Below are 18,232 nucleotides of genomic sequence, written 5' to 3' on the forward strand. Positions count from 1 at the left end.
ACTTTAATTCAGGGTCAACACTTTTTAAAGGGGATGACAACCTCATTGGGCAAGCATTTCCCTGTCTTCAACCCCTTGGCTGGTTCCCCATCGTGGAACAAAATCTTGATAATCGGTCTATCCCCCGCGATCGCCTTGATGGGGTGAATCCAAACACTGGATCACACCCTTTCACACCAAAGGGCGGGGGATATTGCTGTAATCACGAGCGAATATTCCTCAATTTAACATCATCACCCGAGAACAGATACACTGGTTAAAAGCCCCTTTCATATTAGAGCCAGTGTTCTGAATGTCTTGGTCTGAGATTCCTTGCCTGAGCATCGCGATCGCGCCCTTAAATACCAACTCTGATGCCAAACACTTTGCCATCTGGGTTCTGAAAGCCCCCTATCCCGGTGGCTACGTTCATTATGACTGTCCCTGGCCGGATAGCCTCACCCAAACCTGGCAAGCGTGGCATCAGCTATTTTCCCTACAGCCCTTGCCCTCAGTTTGGAATCTGCTGCCTTCCTCCCCAGATAACGCCTTATCCATGCTCACCCCCAGCAGCAGTCAGTCTCCCGCCAGTTATAGTGCGCGACTAATGCAGCAGTTAGGACTCCAGCTTTGGGATTGGCTATTTGGGGAAGCCCTTCAAAATAGCTACGCCCAAAGCATGGGGATCGCAATGGGTCAAGACCGTCCCCTCCGGATCCAGTTAGAAATTCGGGACCCCGAACTCATTGCATTGCCTTGGGAACTGATGCAACCCCGTCCAGGTAAACCCACCATTTGCCTGAATCCCCAATTGCGATTTAGCCGGACCACCAGTGATGTAGACCCCCTGGCGATTCGTTCAACCCGACAAGCTTTAAAAATTTTATTAGTCTTAGGGGAAGAAGTTGAGACCCCCAGTCATCCCTCCCAGGCACAAAACCGCCTCCAACTGCAAAAAGAAGCCCAAGCCTTAGCGCAGGTCCTGGAACAGAGCGATCGCAACCGAAACTCCGGGGATAATATCCTCCCGGTATCCTGCCATGTGGATACCTTAATCCAACCCACTCCCAGCGAACTGATCGAAAACCTGGAAACGGGCAATTATAATATTTTCTTTTATGCGGGTCACGGTATCTGTGCCCCTGCGGGCGGGCAGCTATTATTACGCAGCCAGACCCCTATGAGTGGGACGGAATTAGCTCAAGTGCTGGTCCGTTCAGAGGTGACTTTAGCGGTGTTTAATGCGTGCTGGGGTGCTCAAAGCGATCGCCAAAATGAACAAGCAATTCCGCGCAGTAGTCTAGCTGAGGTCCTCATTCATCATGGCGTCCCGGCAGTATTGGGAATGCGTGACTCCATTACCGATGAAGAAGCCTTAAGTTTTATTCAAGCCTTTACCAGCGCCCTAGCAGACCGAATGTCCATTGATCGCGCTGTGGCAGTCGCCCGACAGCAGTTATTAACAGTTTATAAATTTAATCAACCTGCCTGGACCTTGCCGGTTCTCTATATGCATCCCGAGTTCAATGGGGAATTAATCCAACCCTTAGACTATCTGGAGACCGAACTTCCCGAAAACACACCCTCGGGGATTCGGCCTTTAATTAGTCTGGCTTATTTGCGATCGCTTGATATCAGCAATCAAGTCTGGCCGATTCGGGGGGGCCTCATGCGGGTGGGTCGTCGGTCTCAAAATGACCTGGTGATTCAGGAACGGTGGGTGTCCCAACGACACGCCGAAATTTTTTATCGGGATATGTCGGGTACGGGTTCGGCCCCAGCTTATTTTCTGAGGGACTTTTCTCGGTATGGGACTTTGATTAAAAGTAGTAATGGTTGGCAAAAAGTCCACCATCAGGAAGTGAAATTAGAATCAGGGATTTTATTAAAATTTGGCAGTTCCCAGGGTCAAACCTTAGAGTTTGCCATTGACGAATGGCGATCGCACGACACCGGAGAAAAGGGGTAATATAAGCATTCGCTGCCCTTTTCAACCTTGGATACCATTGTAGAAATCAGGAACAAGAAACCCGGTTTCTTCCCAAGAGACACACCCTTGAGGGTACGGGTTTTTATAGACTTTTCTCCCTAAAATCTGAAAAGACGCCCCTGCTTAATCTCAGGGGCAATTGCACATCTGAGAACGGCATGGGCGTCTATATTTAACCGGGAATTGAACCGGGAAAAATTTAGAATAGACCGAGAGTCAGAGACTTGTCGATCGGCATGATGGCACCGACTCCTAACCAGATGGTGAACAAAGTACCAAACAGGAACACTGCCGTAGCCAAAGGACGACGGAAGGGGTTTTGGAATTTGTTGACATTCTCAATAAAGGGAATAACCATCAAACCAACGGGAATCCCACCCATCAATGCAATTCCTAACAGTTTGTTAGGAACGACACGCAGCATCTGGAACGAAGGCCACAGATACCATTCGGGAAGAATTTCCAGAGGGGTCGCAAAGGGGTCAGCGGGTTCTCCGACCATTGCGGGGTCTAAAACACCTAATCCAACACACAGGGCGATCGTCCCGAGAATAACCACAGGGAAGACATATAGCAGGTCATTGGGCCAAGCGGGTTCGCCATAATAGTTATGGCCCATCCCCATCGCCAATTTAGCCCGCAACTTCGGATCGCTCAGATCCGGCTTTTTCAAAATAGACATCTTTGAGAATCCTCTCCTTATTGTTAAGGTCGGCAGGTCTGGGCTGCAATTGCTAAAAGGATACAGCGATCGCAGGGTGATGAATGTAAAGCAAGGATCTCTTTACAAGGGACCGGAAATACCTTGCTTGCGAATCATTAAGAAGTGCAGCAACATGAACACCGCAATCAGCCAAGGCAACACGAAGGTGTGCAAGCTGTAATAGCGAGTCAAAGTGCCTTGACCCACACTGGTACCACCGCGCAGCAGTTCCACAATGGTAGAACCGACCACAGGGATGGCTTCAGGTACGCCAGAGACGATCTTAACGGCCCAGTAACCCACTTGATCCCAAGGGAGAGAGTAGCCGGTAACGCCAAAGGAGACGGTAATCGTGGCTAAGATCACCCCGGTGACCCAGGTGAGTTCCCGAGGTTTTTTGAAACCGCCGGTTAGGTAAACTCGGAACACGTGAAGAATCATCATCAGGACCATCATACTGGCGGACCAGCGATGGATGGAACGGATGAGCCAACCGAAGTTGACCTCAGTCATCAGGTACTGGATGGAGGAAAAGGCTTCGGTAACGGTGGGGCGATAATAGAAGGTCATCGCGAACCCAGTGGCAAATTGGATCAGGAAGCAGACTAGCGTAATCCCACCCAAGCAGTAGAAGATATTGACATGGGGAGGGACGTACTTGCTGGTGATGTCCTCAGCAAGCGCCTGAATTTCGAGGCGCTCTTCAAACCACTGGTATGTTTTGGAGTTCGTTACGTCTTTGGAAAACATTGCAGCAAGCGTTCCGAAAAGATTAATGCGTTTCTTCCAAAATGTAACATAATCTAAACACTATTTTCATAAATCTAAGTCCCTTTAGCGATCGCGGCTAATCCCTTTCCCGTTGGGCCTTCTGTACAAGGGATTGGGCTGGGGATCAGCCTTGAAGTTGGGGGGCTAGTTTTATGAGAAAAGGTCACCCTCAACTAGCCCGATCGCCCAGTGAGGTGGGATCTAGAGTTGGAGTGCTCGGGAGGGCGATCGCTGCGCAGCCCTTTCTTGTCAACCTGCCCAATGCTAGATAGCCAAATTCCCTAAACTAGGGTAACTTTAGCTCATACATTTAGACTCATAAAATTTGATATAAGCTTTGATCAACCTTTCAAAATCGGCATTATGGCAACACGAGTATTCCGAGTAGGGCTTTTATTGGTCTTGCAATTTACCCTTGCCTGTTGCTGGTGGACGCCAGAGGCATTGGCCCTGAGCGAAGAGCAGCAGTTGATTTCGCAAGCGTGGCGGATCGTTAACTACTCCTATGTAGATGAGAGCTTTAACCATCAAAATTGGTGGTTTGTGCGGCAAAAGGCACTGAAACATCCCCTGAAAAATCGCGAAGAAACTTATGGGCAGATTCAAGAAATGCTCGCAAGTTTGGATGACCCCTTTACCCGATTATTAAAACCCGATCAGTATCGAAGTTTACAGGTGAATACCTCTGGAGAGTTAACGGGGGTGGGTTTACAAATTGCCTTAGATGAGGAAACGGGAACCGTCGCCGTGATTGCGCCAATTGATGGATCCCCGGGTCAGAAAGCGGGATTGCTCCCGGGCGATCGCATTTTGGAAATTGAGGGCATCTCTACGGTGGGTTTGACCTTAGATGAAGCGGCAGCTAGAATGCGCGGGCCCATTGGAAGCACAGTCACCCTGACCATTAGACGAGCCGAAACTCAAGCGGTTGAAGAGGTTCCGCTGGTCCGGGAGTTGATTGCTTTAAACCCGGTTAACTCAAAATTACAAACAACTCCCGATGGTCGTTCCGTCGGTTACATTCGTCTGAGTCAATTCAACGCCAATGCAGCAACAGAAATTGCCCAGACAGTGCAGGAATTTGAGGAGCAAGGGGCGGATGCCTACATTCTGGATCTGCGCAGCAATCCGGGGGGACTCTTACAAGCGGGGATAGAAATTGCCCGACTGTGGCTAGATGGAGGTACGATAGTCTATACAGTGAACCGACAAGGCATAGTCGGCAGCTTTGAAGCGATCGATGAAGCACTGACGGACGATCCCTTAGTGGTGTTAGTCGATCGCGGGACTGCCAGCGCCAGTGAAATTCTGGCCGGTGCTCTACAGGATAATGGACGGGCCTTGTTGGTGGGAGAAAAAACGTTTGGCAAGGGGTTGATTCAGTCCCTATTTGATTTAGCCGATGGTTCGGGATTAGCGGTAACCGTGGCAAAGTATGAAACGCCAAATCACCGGGATATCCATAAGTTGGGGATCATTCCGGATAAAGAGGTGGCATTAGATCCGATATCGCGCGATCGCTTGGCAACGGAGTTTGATCGCCAATATCAAGCGGCATTGGACTTACTGATTGATCCCAAGGTGGTGGCGGGTGTCCACTAAGGTTGGGCGGTTGTCCCGATCGCCCAGGGCGCAGCGACTCGGCTTTAACCGGGCAGGGGCTCTCATCGGTCAAATTTGAACCACCGGAGGCGGTTTAAGGGTCTAAACCATTCAATGGATTTAAAATCCCTGGTTTAGGGGCGATCGCCTTAACCCGTTCGGGAGTGATAGACGCCGGTTTGACTCGGACCAGTCGCACTCCCTAACCCTGGACGATCCGGATTGAAAAGTGACACATCCGCAAAGCCAACTTGGAGAGGACCTCGGTAAGGTGATTCTAGTGGGTTATGGAAGAGGATGAAACAGTATGAACCCTGGCTTTTTTGGTCATCAGCAACATAGAAATAGCTATCCCTGTACTCCGGATTCGGCTTTGGCGAATCAAGGGTCTGGTCTGGTCAAGGGGCCTGCACGGGGCAAACGCCAGCGCCGGTCTACTTGGGAAGGCCCTTCCCCTGGTGGGGTGGCGTTGGGGTCCCAAGGGTTATCCCCCCAGCAGTTACGTCAACAAGCGAGTTTGACGGTTCAACGGGGAGACTATGCTGGGGCGATCGCCCTGCTGAGTTCGTTAGTCTCTCAGAATCTCGCCAGTGCAATTGACTACAATAATCGGGGGTTGATGTATTTTCAAAGGGGTGAATATGAGAAAGCCCTCGATGATTATAACCAAGCCATTGATCTGGATTCTCAACTCTCCCAAGCCTACAATAATCGGGGTAATTGCTATGCAGCTTTAGGGTTGCGGGTAGAGGCAACTTTGGATTATGACATGGCGATCGACCTGAATCCGTTTAACGTGCGGGCGCTGATTAATCAGGGGATCACCTTGCGGGAAATGGAAATCTATGAATTGGCGATCGAGAATTTTGAGATCGCTTTGGGACTCGGACAAATTGAAGGGCATATCTTTGCCGAACGAGGCCGGACCTATCATGTGATGGGAGAATGGAACGCGGCGATCGCTGACTATCGACGGGCGCTGGAATTTTTGCCCGAGTCTACCACTTCATCTGCTGAGGTTTCCACCCGGTTGCGATCGCTGGTTAAAAATTGGATTCATGAACTGATTGGGTCTTCCGACACTGAATCCTAATTCCTAAGCTAGACTCTCAATCCTCACCCTACATCCTACTTCCTGGGGCAAAAACAGTTAGAGAAGCATAACCGGCAAAAGATGCCAGGGTTATGCTATGTTTGAAAGCCTGCTTTTACCTGTCGCTATGCCAGCCCGGTTTAAGGGTTAACGCTTCACGGGGGCGATCGGTTTATTTATCAATCACAATTTGAACTTTATTGGGATCAACCCGATAGCTGTTTTCTTCCATAATACTCGTCGCTTGTTCCGGAGCCATCAACCGTTGCAGTTCAGCTTGCAAGCGATTCACGCGGGTTTCAACATGGTTGACTTCAGCCCGAATATCCTGTAAATCCTGCTGCCGTGACTGTTGATACGGAAGCAGGGTGATCACTGCTGAAACGGCAACTACCGAAAGCACCGCGTTGACGACTAACTTCACCGTAGTTTCAGCGGCGATCGCCCGGTAAAGATGTCGCCGTTGGTTCTGTTGCGACAACCCGCGTCTTTTTGGACGTCGCGTTTCCACAGGTATTAAATGGGGCGTTGAGGGTTGAATTGCATTCATGAGAGTGACTATCCCTTACCTTGCCTGAAATATCAGTTTCAATTCAAAAAAAAGCATTGACCGGATCTAAACCGGGCTTTGTGGTTGCGCGGCAGGACGAGCGCGTATCCCACCTGAATTCTACTCCCTTGTTTAGATCTCAACCGCCTACCTTAAGACTTTTTTTTCAAAAATGCTTGCAAAAAATTCCTCAATTCTCAAATCATCCCCCAGATTAACTCGGTTAGGGGATTTTGATTGGCTCTTTTGTTTTCGGGCATTGATTTCGGAAACAGGTTCCCCAATCAAGAGCCGGTCAAGGCCCCTTGCCTATAGTAAGGGTCCTTGACCGGCCCTAAGCCAATGGACTGGGATAACCTTACTTATACAGTTCGGTTGCCAGACGGAAGGCTAAGATTCCCGGAATTAAAGCAATAACCAGTGCGACTAGGACTTGGGTTTCAGAGATTCCCATAATTCAGACCTCCTTGATATTCGGATATTTTTAACTAATGTCGGCTATTTCGTGCCGTGAGGAAACCCATTGTTACAATATGCAACAAATAGTTCTGCCATTTTACTCCGTCTCGTTCCAGGAAGGGGACCACAAAGCTGAAATTAGTCCCTCAGACTGGGGAAAACCTGGGTTCAGTAAAAAACCCCAGGTTTTCCCTGAGCGCTAGGATATCCCAGGGCGTTGGTACAGCTTTAAACAGATAGGACCAGAAACTGGGGTTCAGGACCGAATTTTTGGGGAATGAGCAAGCATTTTCGATAACTACCCTGATTGTCTGCTGACTACTGTAGCGATGCTCTCGGGGGTCAAAAGGGCGATCGCACAGGGGGATCAGGCCGAATTTATTCCGGGAAACGGGAGATCCGGTGCACTGAAATTTCTAATAAAAGGTTAAGCTGATTTAAGACTGCTGATCATTTGATTCCAAGTGATTGCCCCCCATTTTGACCTAGGTGGCCGCAACTGGCTGACTGCTCTCGACTTGCACAGAGGGCTTGACCGGCCCAAGTCCCTCGTCAGATGAGGGCGTTTCGAGACCCAAAGGCAAAAAGAGGGAAAATCAGGGCTGAATGATTGGCTCAGTTTCCCTGCGTGACCGCTATCAAGGAAAATTTTTCGTTAATGCTAGACCGATTTAGTGATTTTTATCCCCATAATATCGGAATTGAAACAGGGTTCCTGCTGCTGATTTTAGTAGCGTTGGAGTCGGTGCTTTCGGCAGACAATGCGATCGCCCTAGCATCGATTGCCCAAGGATTACCGGAACCGAAGATTCAGCGTCAGGCTCTTAATTTTGGTCTACTGGCGGCTTTTATCCTGCGAATAGCGCTGATTTTTACCGCCACCTGGGTAATCAATTTTTGGCAATTCCAGCTTTTAGGCGCGCTTTATTTGTTGTGGTTAGTCTTTCAGTATTTTACGTCCTCAGAAGGCGAAGACAATCAGCGCAGTGGCCCGAAATATAATTCGTTGTGGCAAGCGATTCCCATTATTGCTATGACCGATTTAGCCTTTTCTTTGGATAGTGTCACCACGGCGATCGCTGTTTCCTCGGAAATTTGGCTGATTGTGACTGGCGCAACGATTGGCATTGTTGCGCTGCGGTTTATGGCGGGGTTATTTATCCGCTGGCTGGACGAATATGTGCATCTGGAAGATGCCGGTTATATTACCGTCGGCTTGGTGGGATTGCGTCTGCTGATGCGCGTATTTGACGCCGATTTCCTCCTACCGGAATGGTTCTTGATTTCTTCTATTGTGGTGTTATTCATCTGGGGATTTTCCCTGAGAAAGCCCGAGCCTGAATTGGAAAATGCTGTTGAATCCGCCACGACTAACGACGCAGAGGCAGGGGTTTCTATCCAGGAAAAGGAAGAAGTCATCCAGGACTAAGCAGGGTTAAGAATTAAGAATTTCCCTGGGTGAATTCTTAATTCTTAACCCTTAGTCCTGGAATTTCAAGGTTTCGGCTTCAGAATAAAAGGGCCGATCGCCTCTATTCGTAAAGCCAACCCGCCATCGCGGAATCCCAACTGACCAGTTCTTCCGGTGTAAACCAGAGGCTAATCTCCTTGGCAGCGGTTTCGATCGCATCGGACCCGTGGATCAGGTTGCGTCCGACACTGACCCCAAAGTCTCCTCGAATCGTCCCCGGTTCTGCCGTTAACGGATTGGTTGCGCCAATGATTTTGCGAGCGGAGGAAACCACTCCATCTCCTTCCCATACCATTGCCACCAATGGACCCGAGGTAATGAATTTCACTAACCCAGGAAAGAACGCTTTTTCCTGGTGAACCTCGTAATGTTTCTCAGCCAGTTCCCGAGGCACGCTCATCATTTTCAGTCCCACCAGGGTAAACCCTTTGGCTTCAAACCGCCGAATAATTTCCCCGATGAGTTTGCGTTGGACTCCATCGGGCTTGATTGCGATAAATGTCCGTTCCAAACCGATCTCCTAGCACTTGACGATTAACAACTATCACCCTTTAAGCGTATCTCAGAACGTCCCCTCCTCCAGGTCGCAGCCGGAACCAATTTCTGAAATCATTGCTTCGGTGTCATCTGAAATACACGAGTTTTCGTGCAATGTGCTAACATCCACGGTTATGAGAGCGCTATTGTATTCTTCCGGTTGAGGCCGAATTCACCCCGGTTAATCCAGGGAAGGGAAGCGCTGCATGATATCCCTTGGCGGGATGAAAATTAACGATTGAATGGACTGGGAGCGCGTTGTTGCGAGGCCGCGAAGAAATTATGGGAGTTAAGCCAAATATCGCCGAGACCAACCTCGGGGACAACTCGACGGATGGGAACGGGACGGAAGACCGGGGGTCAGGGGCGATCGCCCCAATTGTGTTGCATCCCTCTAAGCAGGCGCAACCTTGGACGATTGAGGAGAGTGAGGAACTCTATCGGATCAAAGGCTGGGGAGAGCCTTATTTTTCGATTAATGCGGCAGGTCATGTGACGGTCTCTCCCCGGGGCGATCGCGGGGGTTCGTTGGATTTGCTGGAACTGGTCCAGGCCCTCGGACAGCGCAATCTGGATTTACCCCTGCTGATTCGCTTTTCGGATATCTTAGAAGACCGGATCGAGCGGTTGAATGCTTGCTTTTCTAAAGCGATCGCTCGCTACAAGTACCCCGGGGTCTATCGCGGGGTGTTTCCGGTGAAGTGCAACCAACAACGCCACCTGATTGAGGATTTAGTCCGCTTCGGTCAACCCCATCAATTTGGCCTGGAAGCGGGTTCTAAACCGGAATTAATGATTGCCCTCGCGACGCTGAAAACTGAGGGTGCATTGGTGATTTGTAATGGCTACAAGGACCGGGAATACATTGAAACGGCGATTTTAGCCCAGCGTCTGGGTCAACGGGCGATCGTAGTGATCGAACAGTTGGAAGAGGTGGAGATGGTGATCGCCGCCTCGAAAAACCTCGGGATTCAGCCCATCGTCGGGGTGCGGGCTAAACTGATGAGCAAAGGAATTGGTCGCTGGGGCGGTTCCTCGGGCGATCGGGCTAAATTTGGTCTGACTATTCCGGAAATTATCCATGCAGTGGATCAACTGGCTGCCGCTGATATGCTCTCCTGTCTCCAATTACTCCATTTCCATATTGGTTCGCAAATTTCCGCCATTAGCAAGGTTAAAGATGCCATCCGTGAAGCCAGCCAGATTTATGTAGAGTTGGCGAAGTTGGGGGCCAATATGAAGTATTTGGATGTTGGCGGCGGTTTGGGAGTGGATTACGATGGTTCTAAAACCAATTTTCATGCTTCCAAAAACTACAATATGCAAAACTACGCCAATGATATTGTGGCGGAAGTAAAGGAAGCCTGCGAAGAAGGTCAGGTATCAATGCCGACGCTGATTAGCGAAAGTGGACGGGCGATCGCCTCTCATCAGTCGGTATTAATTTTTAATGTCCTCGGCACCAGTGATGTCTCAATTCAACCCCCTGAACCGAGTACAGAAAAAGAACATCTGATTCTACGAAATCTTTCGGATACCTATCACTCAATTAATCCGGAAAATTACCAGGAAGGCTATCACGATGCCATCCAATTTAAAGAGGAGGCCATAAGTTTATTTAATTTCGGCTACTTGAGTTTGCGGGAACGCGCCAGGGCCGAGCAACTCTACTGGGCTTGCTGTGGGAAAATTCAAGAAATCGTTCGAGGTACTGATTATGTCCCGGATGATTTGGAGGAGTTGGAAAAAATTATGGCCTCCATCTACTACATTAATTTGTCAGTCTTTCAATCTGCACCCGATAGTTGGGCGATCGACCAATTATTTCCGATTATGCCCATTCATCGCTTAGATGAGAAACCCACAGAACGCGGGACGCTCGCCGATCTGACTTGTGATAGTGACGGTAAAATCGACCAATTCATTGACTTGCTCGATGTCAAACACGTTTTGGAATTACATCGCCTCAAACCTAATGAACCCTACTATTTAGGAATGTTTCTGAGTGGGGCTTATCAGGAAATTATGGGCAATTTGCATAATTTGTTTGGAGATACCAATACAGTCCATATTAAGCTGACTCCCAAAGGCTATGAAATCGAACACGTGGTCAAGGGAGATACCATGAAAGAAGTCCTTAGCTATGTTCAGTACGATTCTGAAGACATGATTGAAAGTATCCGCAAGCAGACAGAACAAGCGTTAAAAGAGGGGAATATTACCCTCCAAGAATCTCAACGATTGCTGCAAAATTACGAGCGTTGTTTGGGTCGTTACACCTATTTAACGACATAAGGTCGGAACTGGATAAACTTGGGGATTAGACCTTTTGTTTTCATTCAATAAACGGATTGCAAAAATCTGGATTGATCCCCCCAACCCCCCTTCTTAAGGGGGGCTTAAGACGGGTTTTCAATGAGTTTATTGTCAAAAGACCCCCATTGATTAAACATTCATTCCTCTGGCTTCCCCCAGCAAATAAACATTTATTCCTCCGGCTTCCCCCTTCTTAAGGGGGACGGGAGGGGGATAATCAGGGGGACGGGAGGGGGATCCAAAGGGGATGGCAGGGGCTAAATGTTGCCACTTTGAAAAGACTTGTCAACGTCCTTGAATTGTCCCTATTTTATCATCAGAAATTCCCCTATCGGGATGATGGGATGGAGCGAATCCCTTCTCGTGCAACCTCTTGAGTGTGGGGGGTTAAAGGAATCTGAATAATAAACTCAGTGCCTTCTCCTGGCGCAGAAAAACACCGAATATTTCCGCCATGTTTTTCCACGACAATTTGCTGACTAATGGACATTCCTAGTCCCGTCCCTTTGCCTTCCGGTTTGGTGGTGAAAAAGGCATTAAAGATGCGATCGCGGACTTCTTCTGGCATTCCTTGACCATTATCAATAATATGAATCAATACTGACTCCTCTGCCACTTCTGTACAGATACGAATCGTAGGAGCAGGGTGCGGTAATGTCTCGGAATCGTTCACCTGTATGGGGTGATGGGTCATTTCATCAATCGCATCGATCGCATTGGCGATAATATTCATAAAAACTTGATTGAGTTGTCCACCAAAACAGATGACCTGGGGTAGGTTTCCATATTCTTTAATGACTTTAATCCCTGGGCGATCGCCTTTTCCTTTTAGCCTAGCGGTTAAAATCATCAAGGTACTATCTAGTCCCGCATTAATATCCGTCGGTTTCTTCTCCACATCCACCCGAGAAAAATTCCGCAACGACTGCATAATATCCTTAATTCGCTCCGTTCCCACCATCATTGAATTAAGCAGTTCCGGCAAATCTTCTTTAATATAGTCCAGTTCAATGTCTGCAATTTTCTCGGAGATTTCTACGGGAGGATTGGGGAGATAATGCTGATAAAGATTCACCAAATCGAGCAATTCCGTAACATACTGAATTGCATGAGTTAAATTCCCAGCAATAAACCCCACCGGATTATTCACCTCATGAGCAACCCCGGCAACCAACTGTCCTAAACTAGAAATTTTCTCAGTTTGTACCAATTGCGCTTGGGTTTGTTGCAATTGATATAAAGATTCAGCTAGTTGATCTGCCTTTTCCCGCTCGCGATCGGACAATTCCTGTAATGCCGCATTCTTTTCTTCTAATTTGTAGGAATAATCTTGGAGTTGCTCATAAAACCCAGCATTTTCTAAAGAAATTGAGGCTTGGGTGCATAAGAGTTTCAAGACATCCAAGCGGTGCACCGTAAATGCCCCTATGGTGACATTATTTTCCAGATACAGGATACCACTTTCTTTACCTTTTTGAGTTAAAGGCATACATAAAATTGACTTAGGTTGCGCTTTCACGATATAGGGGTCGGCAGTAAATAGCCCTTCTGATCGGGCATTGTTTAAAACCAAGGTTTTCTGAGTGCGTTCTACATAATTAACCACGGCTTCGGGTATATCTAAACGCGGTTTCCAGATCCCCGTTCTCATGACTTCTACCTTGTCTTGTTTTAAGATACCTTCTGCAACTAGGACCAAACTACCTGCTTTTTTAAGAAATAATAGTCCTTTGGTTGCGGCGGCATTTTCTAGGAGAATTTGAATCAATTTATCCAGTAACTTATCCAGCCGAATTTCTTCGGATAACGCTTGAGAGGCTTTGACAATCGTCAGTGTATCAATGACGCTGGCGGTGGTGGTGGTGGTATTGGAAGTCAGGGTAGGTATTCCCTGAGTTTCCAACGATTCCCGCCTTAAAATTTGCTGGAAAAACTCTGGATAGCGGACTTCTAAATCTTTGACTTTTGCTTTGGCTCCCCAGTGAATGTAACCATAATAAGCATCAGTCAGGTATAATTTGGCAAGTTTATTGCGACCACAGGAGAAATAAAATTCAGCCGCCAGTTCATTAGCGATCGCCTCTTCTTGAACATATCCTGCCTGTTTTGCTCCGGCGATCGCACTGTCATAGAGTTCCATTGCTTGAAAATTTTCCCCCAGAACTCGGGCACGTTCTGCGGCAACCAAATCATACTTATGTTGAAAGTTACTCCGGGCATGAACTGCCCAGGTTTTCATCTGAATTTGGTTCATGTCCACGCGCTCTAAATAGAGGCGGCGGCGGCTCTCGGGCAGATTCGGATAGTCCCCTAAAAGACTTAGAGATTCGTAGAAATTCAACACCGCTACTTGGAGATATCCCATTGCCGAACCCACTTGTTCGGTGGTCAATGCAGCAGCTTTTACCGCCTCATCATACTGTTTAAACTGATAGAATAAAATGGTTTTACATAAATAGACCATAAATAAAACCGTACCACTTTTAGAAGCAATCAGCCGAGGTAAAATCTCCTCTTCATCAAAGCTGACTCCCGTTAATTGGGTGTTTTCTGAGGCTTCACCTAATAAATTTAACCCGAGTTGTCTCCAAGCACTTCCATAATAAATCGCTGTTTCTATCTTGCTTTTTTTAGCAATGTCGATATACTTTTGTTGCTCTTCTATCACAAACTCTAACGAGTCTTCAGTCAAAAAAGAAAATCCACAATAATTTCCCGCGCAATAACAAGCCCATTCTATATCTCCGGTTTCTAAGCCAATTTGTACCCCTTCTCTAAATTGGGGCAAACTGTTTTTTCCATGCTCTTTCCAGGGTCGATTATGAGCATTAAATAAATTGTAAACCTTAGCTGCTAGTTGTTTGGTATCAAATTCTTCCAGTAACTTTAAGGCAATTTGCCCCGAATGATATCCCGCATCAATTTCGCCTAACCCTGATAGAAATAAGCCGTAAAATGCATAAGCAAAGGCTGCTAGGCCGGAATTTCCTTCTTTAATGCAAAACTGAACCATCGTTAAAATGGTTTCAGGAAACATTTGCGGTTTCGCAAAGAAAATCGGGGCACAAAGGGTGGTTAAAATCCGCAATGCCGAGAGTTTATAAGGATCACTCAGGGTAGGAATTGTGTCGAGTTCGCTTAGAGAAGGAAGGGAAATGACTAAACTATCTTCGGGCTGAAGGGGAAGAAGTTCAGTCCCCAAGTTTTTCAAAAGATCGAGTCCCTGCTCGATCGCCGGAAGCATTTGCAATTGTGCAATATAAATATGCATTTGGAGTTCGCAAACTTTGACGCGATCCAAGGGCAACAGGGCCTGATTGAGAGCGAATTGCAAGAGGGTTCCTGCTTCTTCAAAGTTCCCATTTAAATATTCTAATTCGACGGCTTCAAGATGGAGGGAGAAGGTGAGGGGGTAGTCTTCTTTCCAACTGTCAGGGGAGAGAAGTTGGAGTCCAACGGAGACATATTGGAGGGCGGCTTCGTAGGCGATCGCCGCTTTTGCTTTCTGACTCGCAATCAGATTTAATTGAGCCAATTGATATTGTTCGCTGGGACTGGTAATCAGATCAACGGCTACGTTGAGTTGATTCACCAGATCAAAAACGATGACTTCAATACCTTCTGGGGTCGTAGCTTGCAGCAGCAATTGACCAATTTTTAAATGGGTTTCTTGCTTTTGAGCTTCCGGAATTAAAGAATAAGCAGACTGTTGAACGCGATCGTGCAAAAATTTATAGGCGATCGTGTTGGATTCATCTGAAATAGTTTCTCCTTCCGTCTTGAATGAATTTTCTGCAAATAGTGGAATTTTATAGGCTTCCGAACCTGGTAAAATTAACCCTGCTTGTAAGGCATCCCATAACTGTGCTGCCGTCTCCTCTGGGGAGGTTTCATTCACGATCGCCAGAACTTCTAAATTAAACTGATTCCCAATACAGGCGGCTAATTTTAAAACTTTTTGGGTCAATTCTGGCAGGGTTTGTAGATTGCGGGCCACTAATTCAACTACATTGCAATCCGTAATTCCCACCGATTGAATCTGCTGTAAACTCCAGTTCCAAGTCCCCGTTACAAAATCAAATTTTAATAACTTTTCACTATACAAAGTTTGTAATAACTGGGTCAAGAAAAAGGGATTTCCCCCCGTTTTATGATAAAGTAATTTGCCCAAGGAAACTAGGGCCAAGTTGTCCATTCCGCCTAAGGTATCGCGTATTAATTCGATGACATGAGACAGATCTAAGGGTTGGAGGACAATCTCATGAATAATTGTCCCTGCCTGCTTGATTTTTTCTAAGGTTTGCATCGTCGGATGGAGCGGAGATACTTCATTATCTCGATAAGCACCGACGAGAAGTAAGGATTGACTTTCACAGTCGCTCATCAGCTTCTCAATGAATTTTAAAGAGGCTGAATCGGCCCATTGTAAATCATCCAAAAAGATGACAAGAGGATGATTTTCTTGGGTAAAAACTCGGATAAATTTTTCAAATACGCGGTTAAATCTATTTTGAGTTTCAGTCGCACCTAAGTCGGGAACTGGGGGCTGAGGTCCAAGAATTTGTTCCAATTCTGGAATCACATCTATGATAACTTGGGCATTCTCTCCTAATGCAGATAGAAGTTGGTTTTGCCAGTCCTCAAGTTGCTCTGAAGTTTCCGCTAGAATCTGTTGGGTTAATTTTAAAAAGGCTTGAGCAATGGCCGAATAGGGAATATGTCGCTGTAATTGGTCGAATTTTCCGGAAATAAAATATCCGGAAGCTCCTACAATCGGTTTATGAATTTCATTAATGACCCGGGTTTTCCCAATTCCAGAATAACCGGAAAGCATAATAATTTCCGGGGTTATTGCTTTCTGACTGGGGGCTGGGTTTCCAGCGATTCGGTCAAAAGCTGCTAATAATTGAGCCACTTCTGCCTCCCGTCCATAAAGCTTTTCAGGAATCAAAAAATAGCTCGATTTGTCTAATTGACCCGGCGTAAAATCTTCGATTTTTCCCCGGTTGAGGAGTTGCTGGAGACAGCTTTCTAGGTCGGCTTTTAATCCTTCGGCGCTTTGGTATCGGTCCTCGGCATTTTTGGCAATAAGTTTCATGGCGATCGCCGAAACTGCTTCCGGAATCTGCGGGTCAACCTGATGGGGTAGAACGGGCGCAACGGCAATATGACAGTGAATTAATTTGAGTGGATCATTGGATTCAAACGGTAATTTCCCAGTGAGCATTTGATAGAAAGTGATGCCTAGGGAATAAAAGTCAGTCCGGTAGTCCAAAGAGCGATTCATCCGTCCCGTTTGCTCCGGGGACATATAATTGAGCGTCCCTTCAATTTGGTTGGGATTGCTGCTTTGATGGGTTTCTCGGGTCAGTCTCGTAGAAATGCTAAAATCGGTAATTTTAACTTGCTGAGTTTCAGAATTGATGATAATATTAGAAGGTTTAATATCTTTATGAATAATCTGATGTTGATGAAGTTCTCCCAGGGCTTTGGCGAGTTGAATGCCAATTTTTAGGGATTCTACAAGAGAAAGACTTTGAGATTCTAAGAGGTGATTGAGCGATCGCCCTCCCATATCCTCTACAACTAAGGCATACCCTTTTTTATAAGGTTCCAGACTGTAGGTTTGAATAATTCCATCTAGGTGCAGATTTTCGGTGATTTTATATTCATGACGCAAACGAGTAATTTCCGCCAGAGTGGGATACTCAGCTTTCAGAAACTTGATAATAACTGGAGTTTTGTGGGGTTGTTTAACCCCACGATAAACCATATTTTTAATTCCGGCTTGAACTTCTTCACAAATTTGGTAACCCGGCAATTCAATATACTGCATTGTTTTTTCTCCTGCTGTCAATTAGATTTATTCCGGGTCTGGGCTAGATGTTAGGGCTAAAAATAGGGTAAAAACTTGATGATTTCTATAAGTTATGGGGTTGAGTAGAGCGGAGAATGAGTCTGCACCCTGCTTGGTCTGAATGCCCCTGGAGGCTCTGGCGATCGCTAGTGGGGTATCGGGAAAAATAAATATTTAATCAACCCGACATCTGTTCTTTCAGTGTAAACTTAAATACCGCTTAAAAGTGCGGGTTTTACAAATTTTAACAAATAGGGAAATTTTAAATTGATCTAAATTAATGCCAAAGCCAAGTGTGTGGCAGCAAAGCTATAATTTAAAACTATAAAAGTTTGTTAAAATACGGGTTTACCGTTGAAAAATCTAGGCAGGGAGGCGGTTTCCTGTCCTATTACAAATCCCTAATAGAGATAGGGCCTCATGATTGACGATGGCAAGTACCTTGGGGTGGGGTCTAATGGGGATCGCTTTGTGGGGGAATTTAAGTGTCAGTCAGGAACGGGAGTTACGAAATGAATAGAACCTGAGATCGCCCTGGGGTTGAACTATTGATTTCTCTTTAAGGAAATTCACGGATGGAATGTCCAAGTATTGTTAGAGAACCCTTGTAAAATTAGCTTTAAAGGGTTATCTGATACGGAATAGGGTACTGATCGTCTGAAAAACTCACCCCCTCAAGGGTGGAACTACAAGGACCAATCCTGCCTACGCAGGCTGAAGAGCAAATCGACTTTTAACAACCGGATTTAGTATGATATTATCAAAGCTGTGCTTTCCGGGAGAGAAATTTTTTGGAGGGATTTAGGCCCCCCAATTATAGCCAAAGAGCAAAAGATTACCGCTGAGTGTGATATCCGAATGTGAGACACAGGGCTAGAAGTGAGAAACAAGAACGGGTCTCATT

Annotated in this window: 11 protein-coding genes; 5 read left to right on the forward strand and 6 right to left on the reverse strand. The window is 46.7% G+C overall.

Features of this window, described 5'->3' with window-relative positions:
* Window positions 1-292 precede the first annotated feature (292 nt).
* Window positions 293-1,948: a CHAT domain-containing protein gene (locus tag NG796_RS15030; RefSeq protein ID WP_261207662.1), complete on the forward strand. Its 1,656-nt coding sequence runs from the start codon at window positions 293-295 to the stop codon at window positions 1,946-1,948.
* A gap of 220 nt (window positions 1,949-2,168) precedes the next feature.
* Here NG796_RS15030 and petD read toward each other — a convergent pair whose 3' ends face one another.
* Together petD and petB are read right to left on the reverse strand one after the other, a co-directional pair.
* Window positions 2,169-2,651, reverse strand: a complete 483-nt coding sequence (gene petD, locus NG796_RS15035; RefSeq protein WP_261207663.1) for a cytochrome b6-f complex subunit IV — start codon at window positions 2,649-2,651, stop codon at window positions 2,169-2,171.
* A 102-nt stretch (window positions 2,652-2,753) separates the two neighbouring features.
* Complete coding sequence (petB, locus tag NG796_RS15040) at window positions 2,754-3,422, reverse strand: cytochrome b6 (RefSeq protein ID WP_261207665.1); 669 nt, start codon at window positions 3,420-3,422, stop codon at window positions 2,754-2,756.
* 384 nt (window positions 3,423-3,806) lie between these two features.
* On the opposite strand from petB, the gene ctpA reads away from it, so the two are divergent.
* Together ctpA and NG796_RS15050 are read left to right on the forward strand one after the other, a co-directional pair.
* Complete coding sequence (gene ctpA / locus NG796_RS15045; protein ID WP_261207666.1) at window positions 3,807-5,045, forward strand: carboxyl-terminal processing protease CtpA; 1,239 nt, start codon at window positions 3,807-3,809, stop codon at window positions 5,043-5,045.
* Between the two features lie 307 nt (window positions 5,046-5,352).
* The gene (locus NG796_RS15050) at window positions 5,353-6,138 is read left to right on the forward strand and encodes a tetratricopeptide repeat protein (protein ID WP_261207667.1); all 786 of its coding nucleotides are present in this window, start codon (window positions 5,353-5,355) and stop codon (window positions 6,136-6,138) included.
* A gap of 172 nt (window positions 6,139-6,310) precedes the next feature.
* Here NG796_RS15050 and NG796_RS15055 read toward each other — a convergent pair whose 3' ends face one another.
* Complete coding sequence (locus NG796_RS15055; protein ID WP_261207668.1) at window positions 6,311-6,688, reverse strand: hypothetical protein; 378 nt, start codon at window positions 6,686-6,688, stop codon at window positions 6,311-6,313.
* A gap of 358 nt (window positions 6,689-7,046) precedes the next feature.
* On the reverse strand, window positions 7,047-7,142 hold the full coding sequence (gene psaM / locus NG796_RS15060) for a photosystem I reaction center subunit XII (RefSeq protein WP_207090475.1): 96 nt from the start codon (window positions 7,140-7,142) through the stop codon (window positions 7,047-7,049).
* Between the two features lie 663 nt (window positions 7,143-7,805).
* Here psaM and NG796_RS15065 point away from each other — a divergent pair.
* Window positions 7,806-8,576, forward strand: a complete 771-nt coding sequence (locus NG796_RS15065) for a TerC family protein (protein ID WP_261207669.1) — start codon at window positions 7,806-7,808, stop codon at window positions 8,574-8,576.
* A gap of 103 nt (window positions 8,577-8,679) precedes the next feature.
* On the opposite strand, the gene ndk is transcribed toward NG796_RS15065, so the two are convergent.
* Window positions 8,680-9,129, reverse strand: a complete 450-nt coding sequence (gene ndk / locus NG796_RS15070; protein WP_254566513.1) for a nucleoside-diphosphate kinase — start codon at window positions 9,127-9,129, stop codon at window positions 8,680-8,682.
* Between the two features lie 308 nt (window positions 9,130-9,437).
* Here ndk and speA point away from each other — a divergent pair, with 308 nt between their 5' ends.
* Window positions 9,438-11,450 (forward strand): biosynthetic arginine decarboxylase, encoded by a 2,013-nt coding sequence (gene speA, locus NG796_RS15075; protein ID WP_261207670.1) that lies wholly within the window; start codon window positions 9,438-9,440, stop codon window positions 11,448-11,450.
* Between the two features lie 349 nt (window positions 11,451-11,799).
* Here the strand turns inward: speA and NG796_RS15080 are convergent, their stop codons facing one another.
* Entirely contained in the window at window positions 11,800-17,307 is a 5,508-nt protein-coding gene (locus NG796_RS15080) for an ATP-binding sensor histidine kinase (RefSeq protein WP_261207671.1), read from the reverse strand.
* Window positions 17,308-18,232 lie beyond the last annotated feature (925 nt).

Origin of the sequence: Laspinema sp. D2d, from assembly GCF_025370755.1 — a bacterium.
Taxonomy (GTDB): domain Bacteria; phylum Cyanobacteriota; class Cyanobacteriia; order Cyanobacteriales; family Laspinemataceae; genus Laspinema.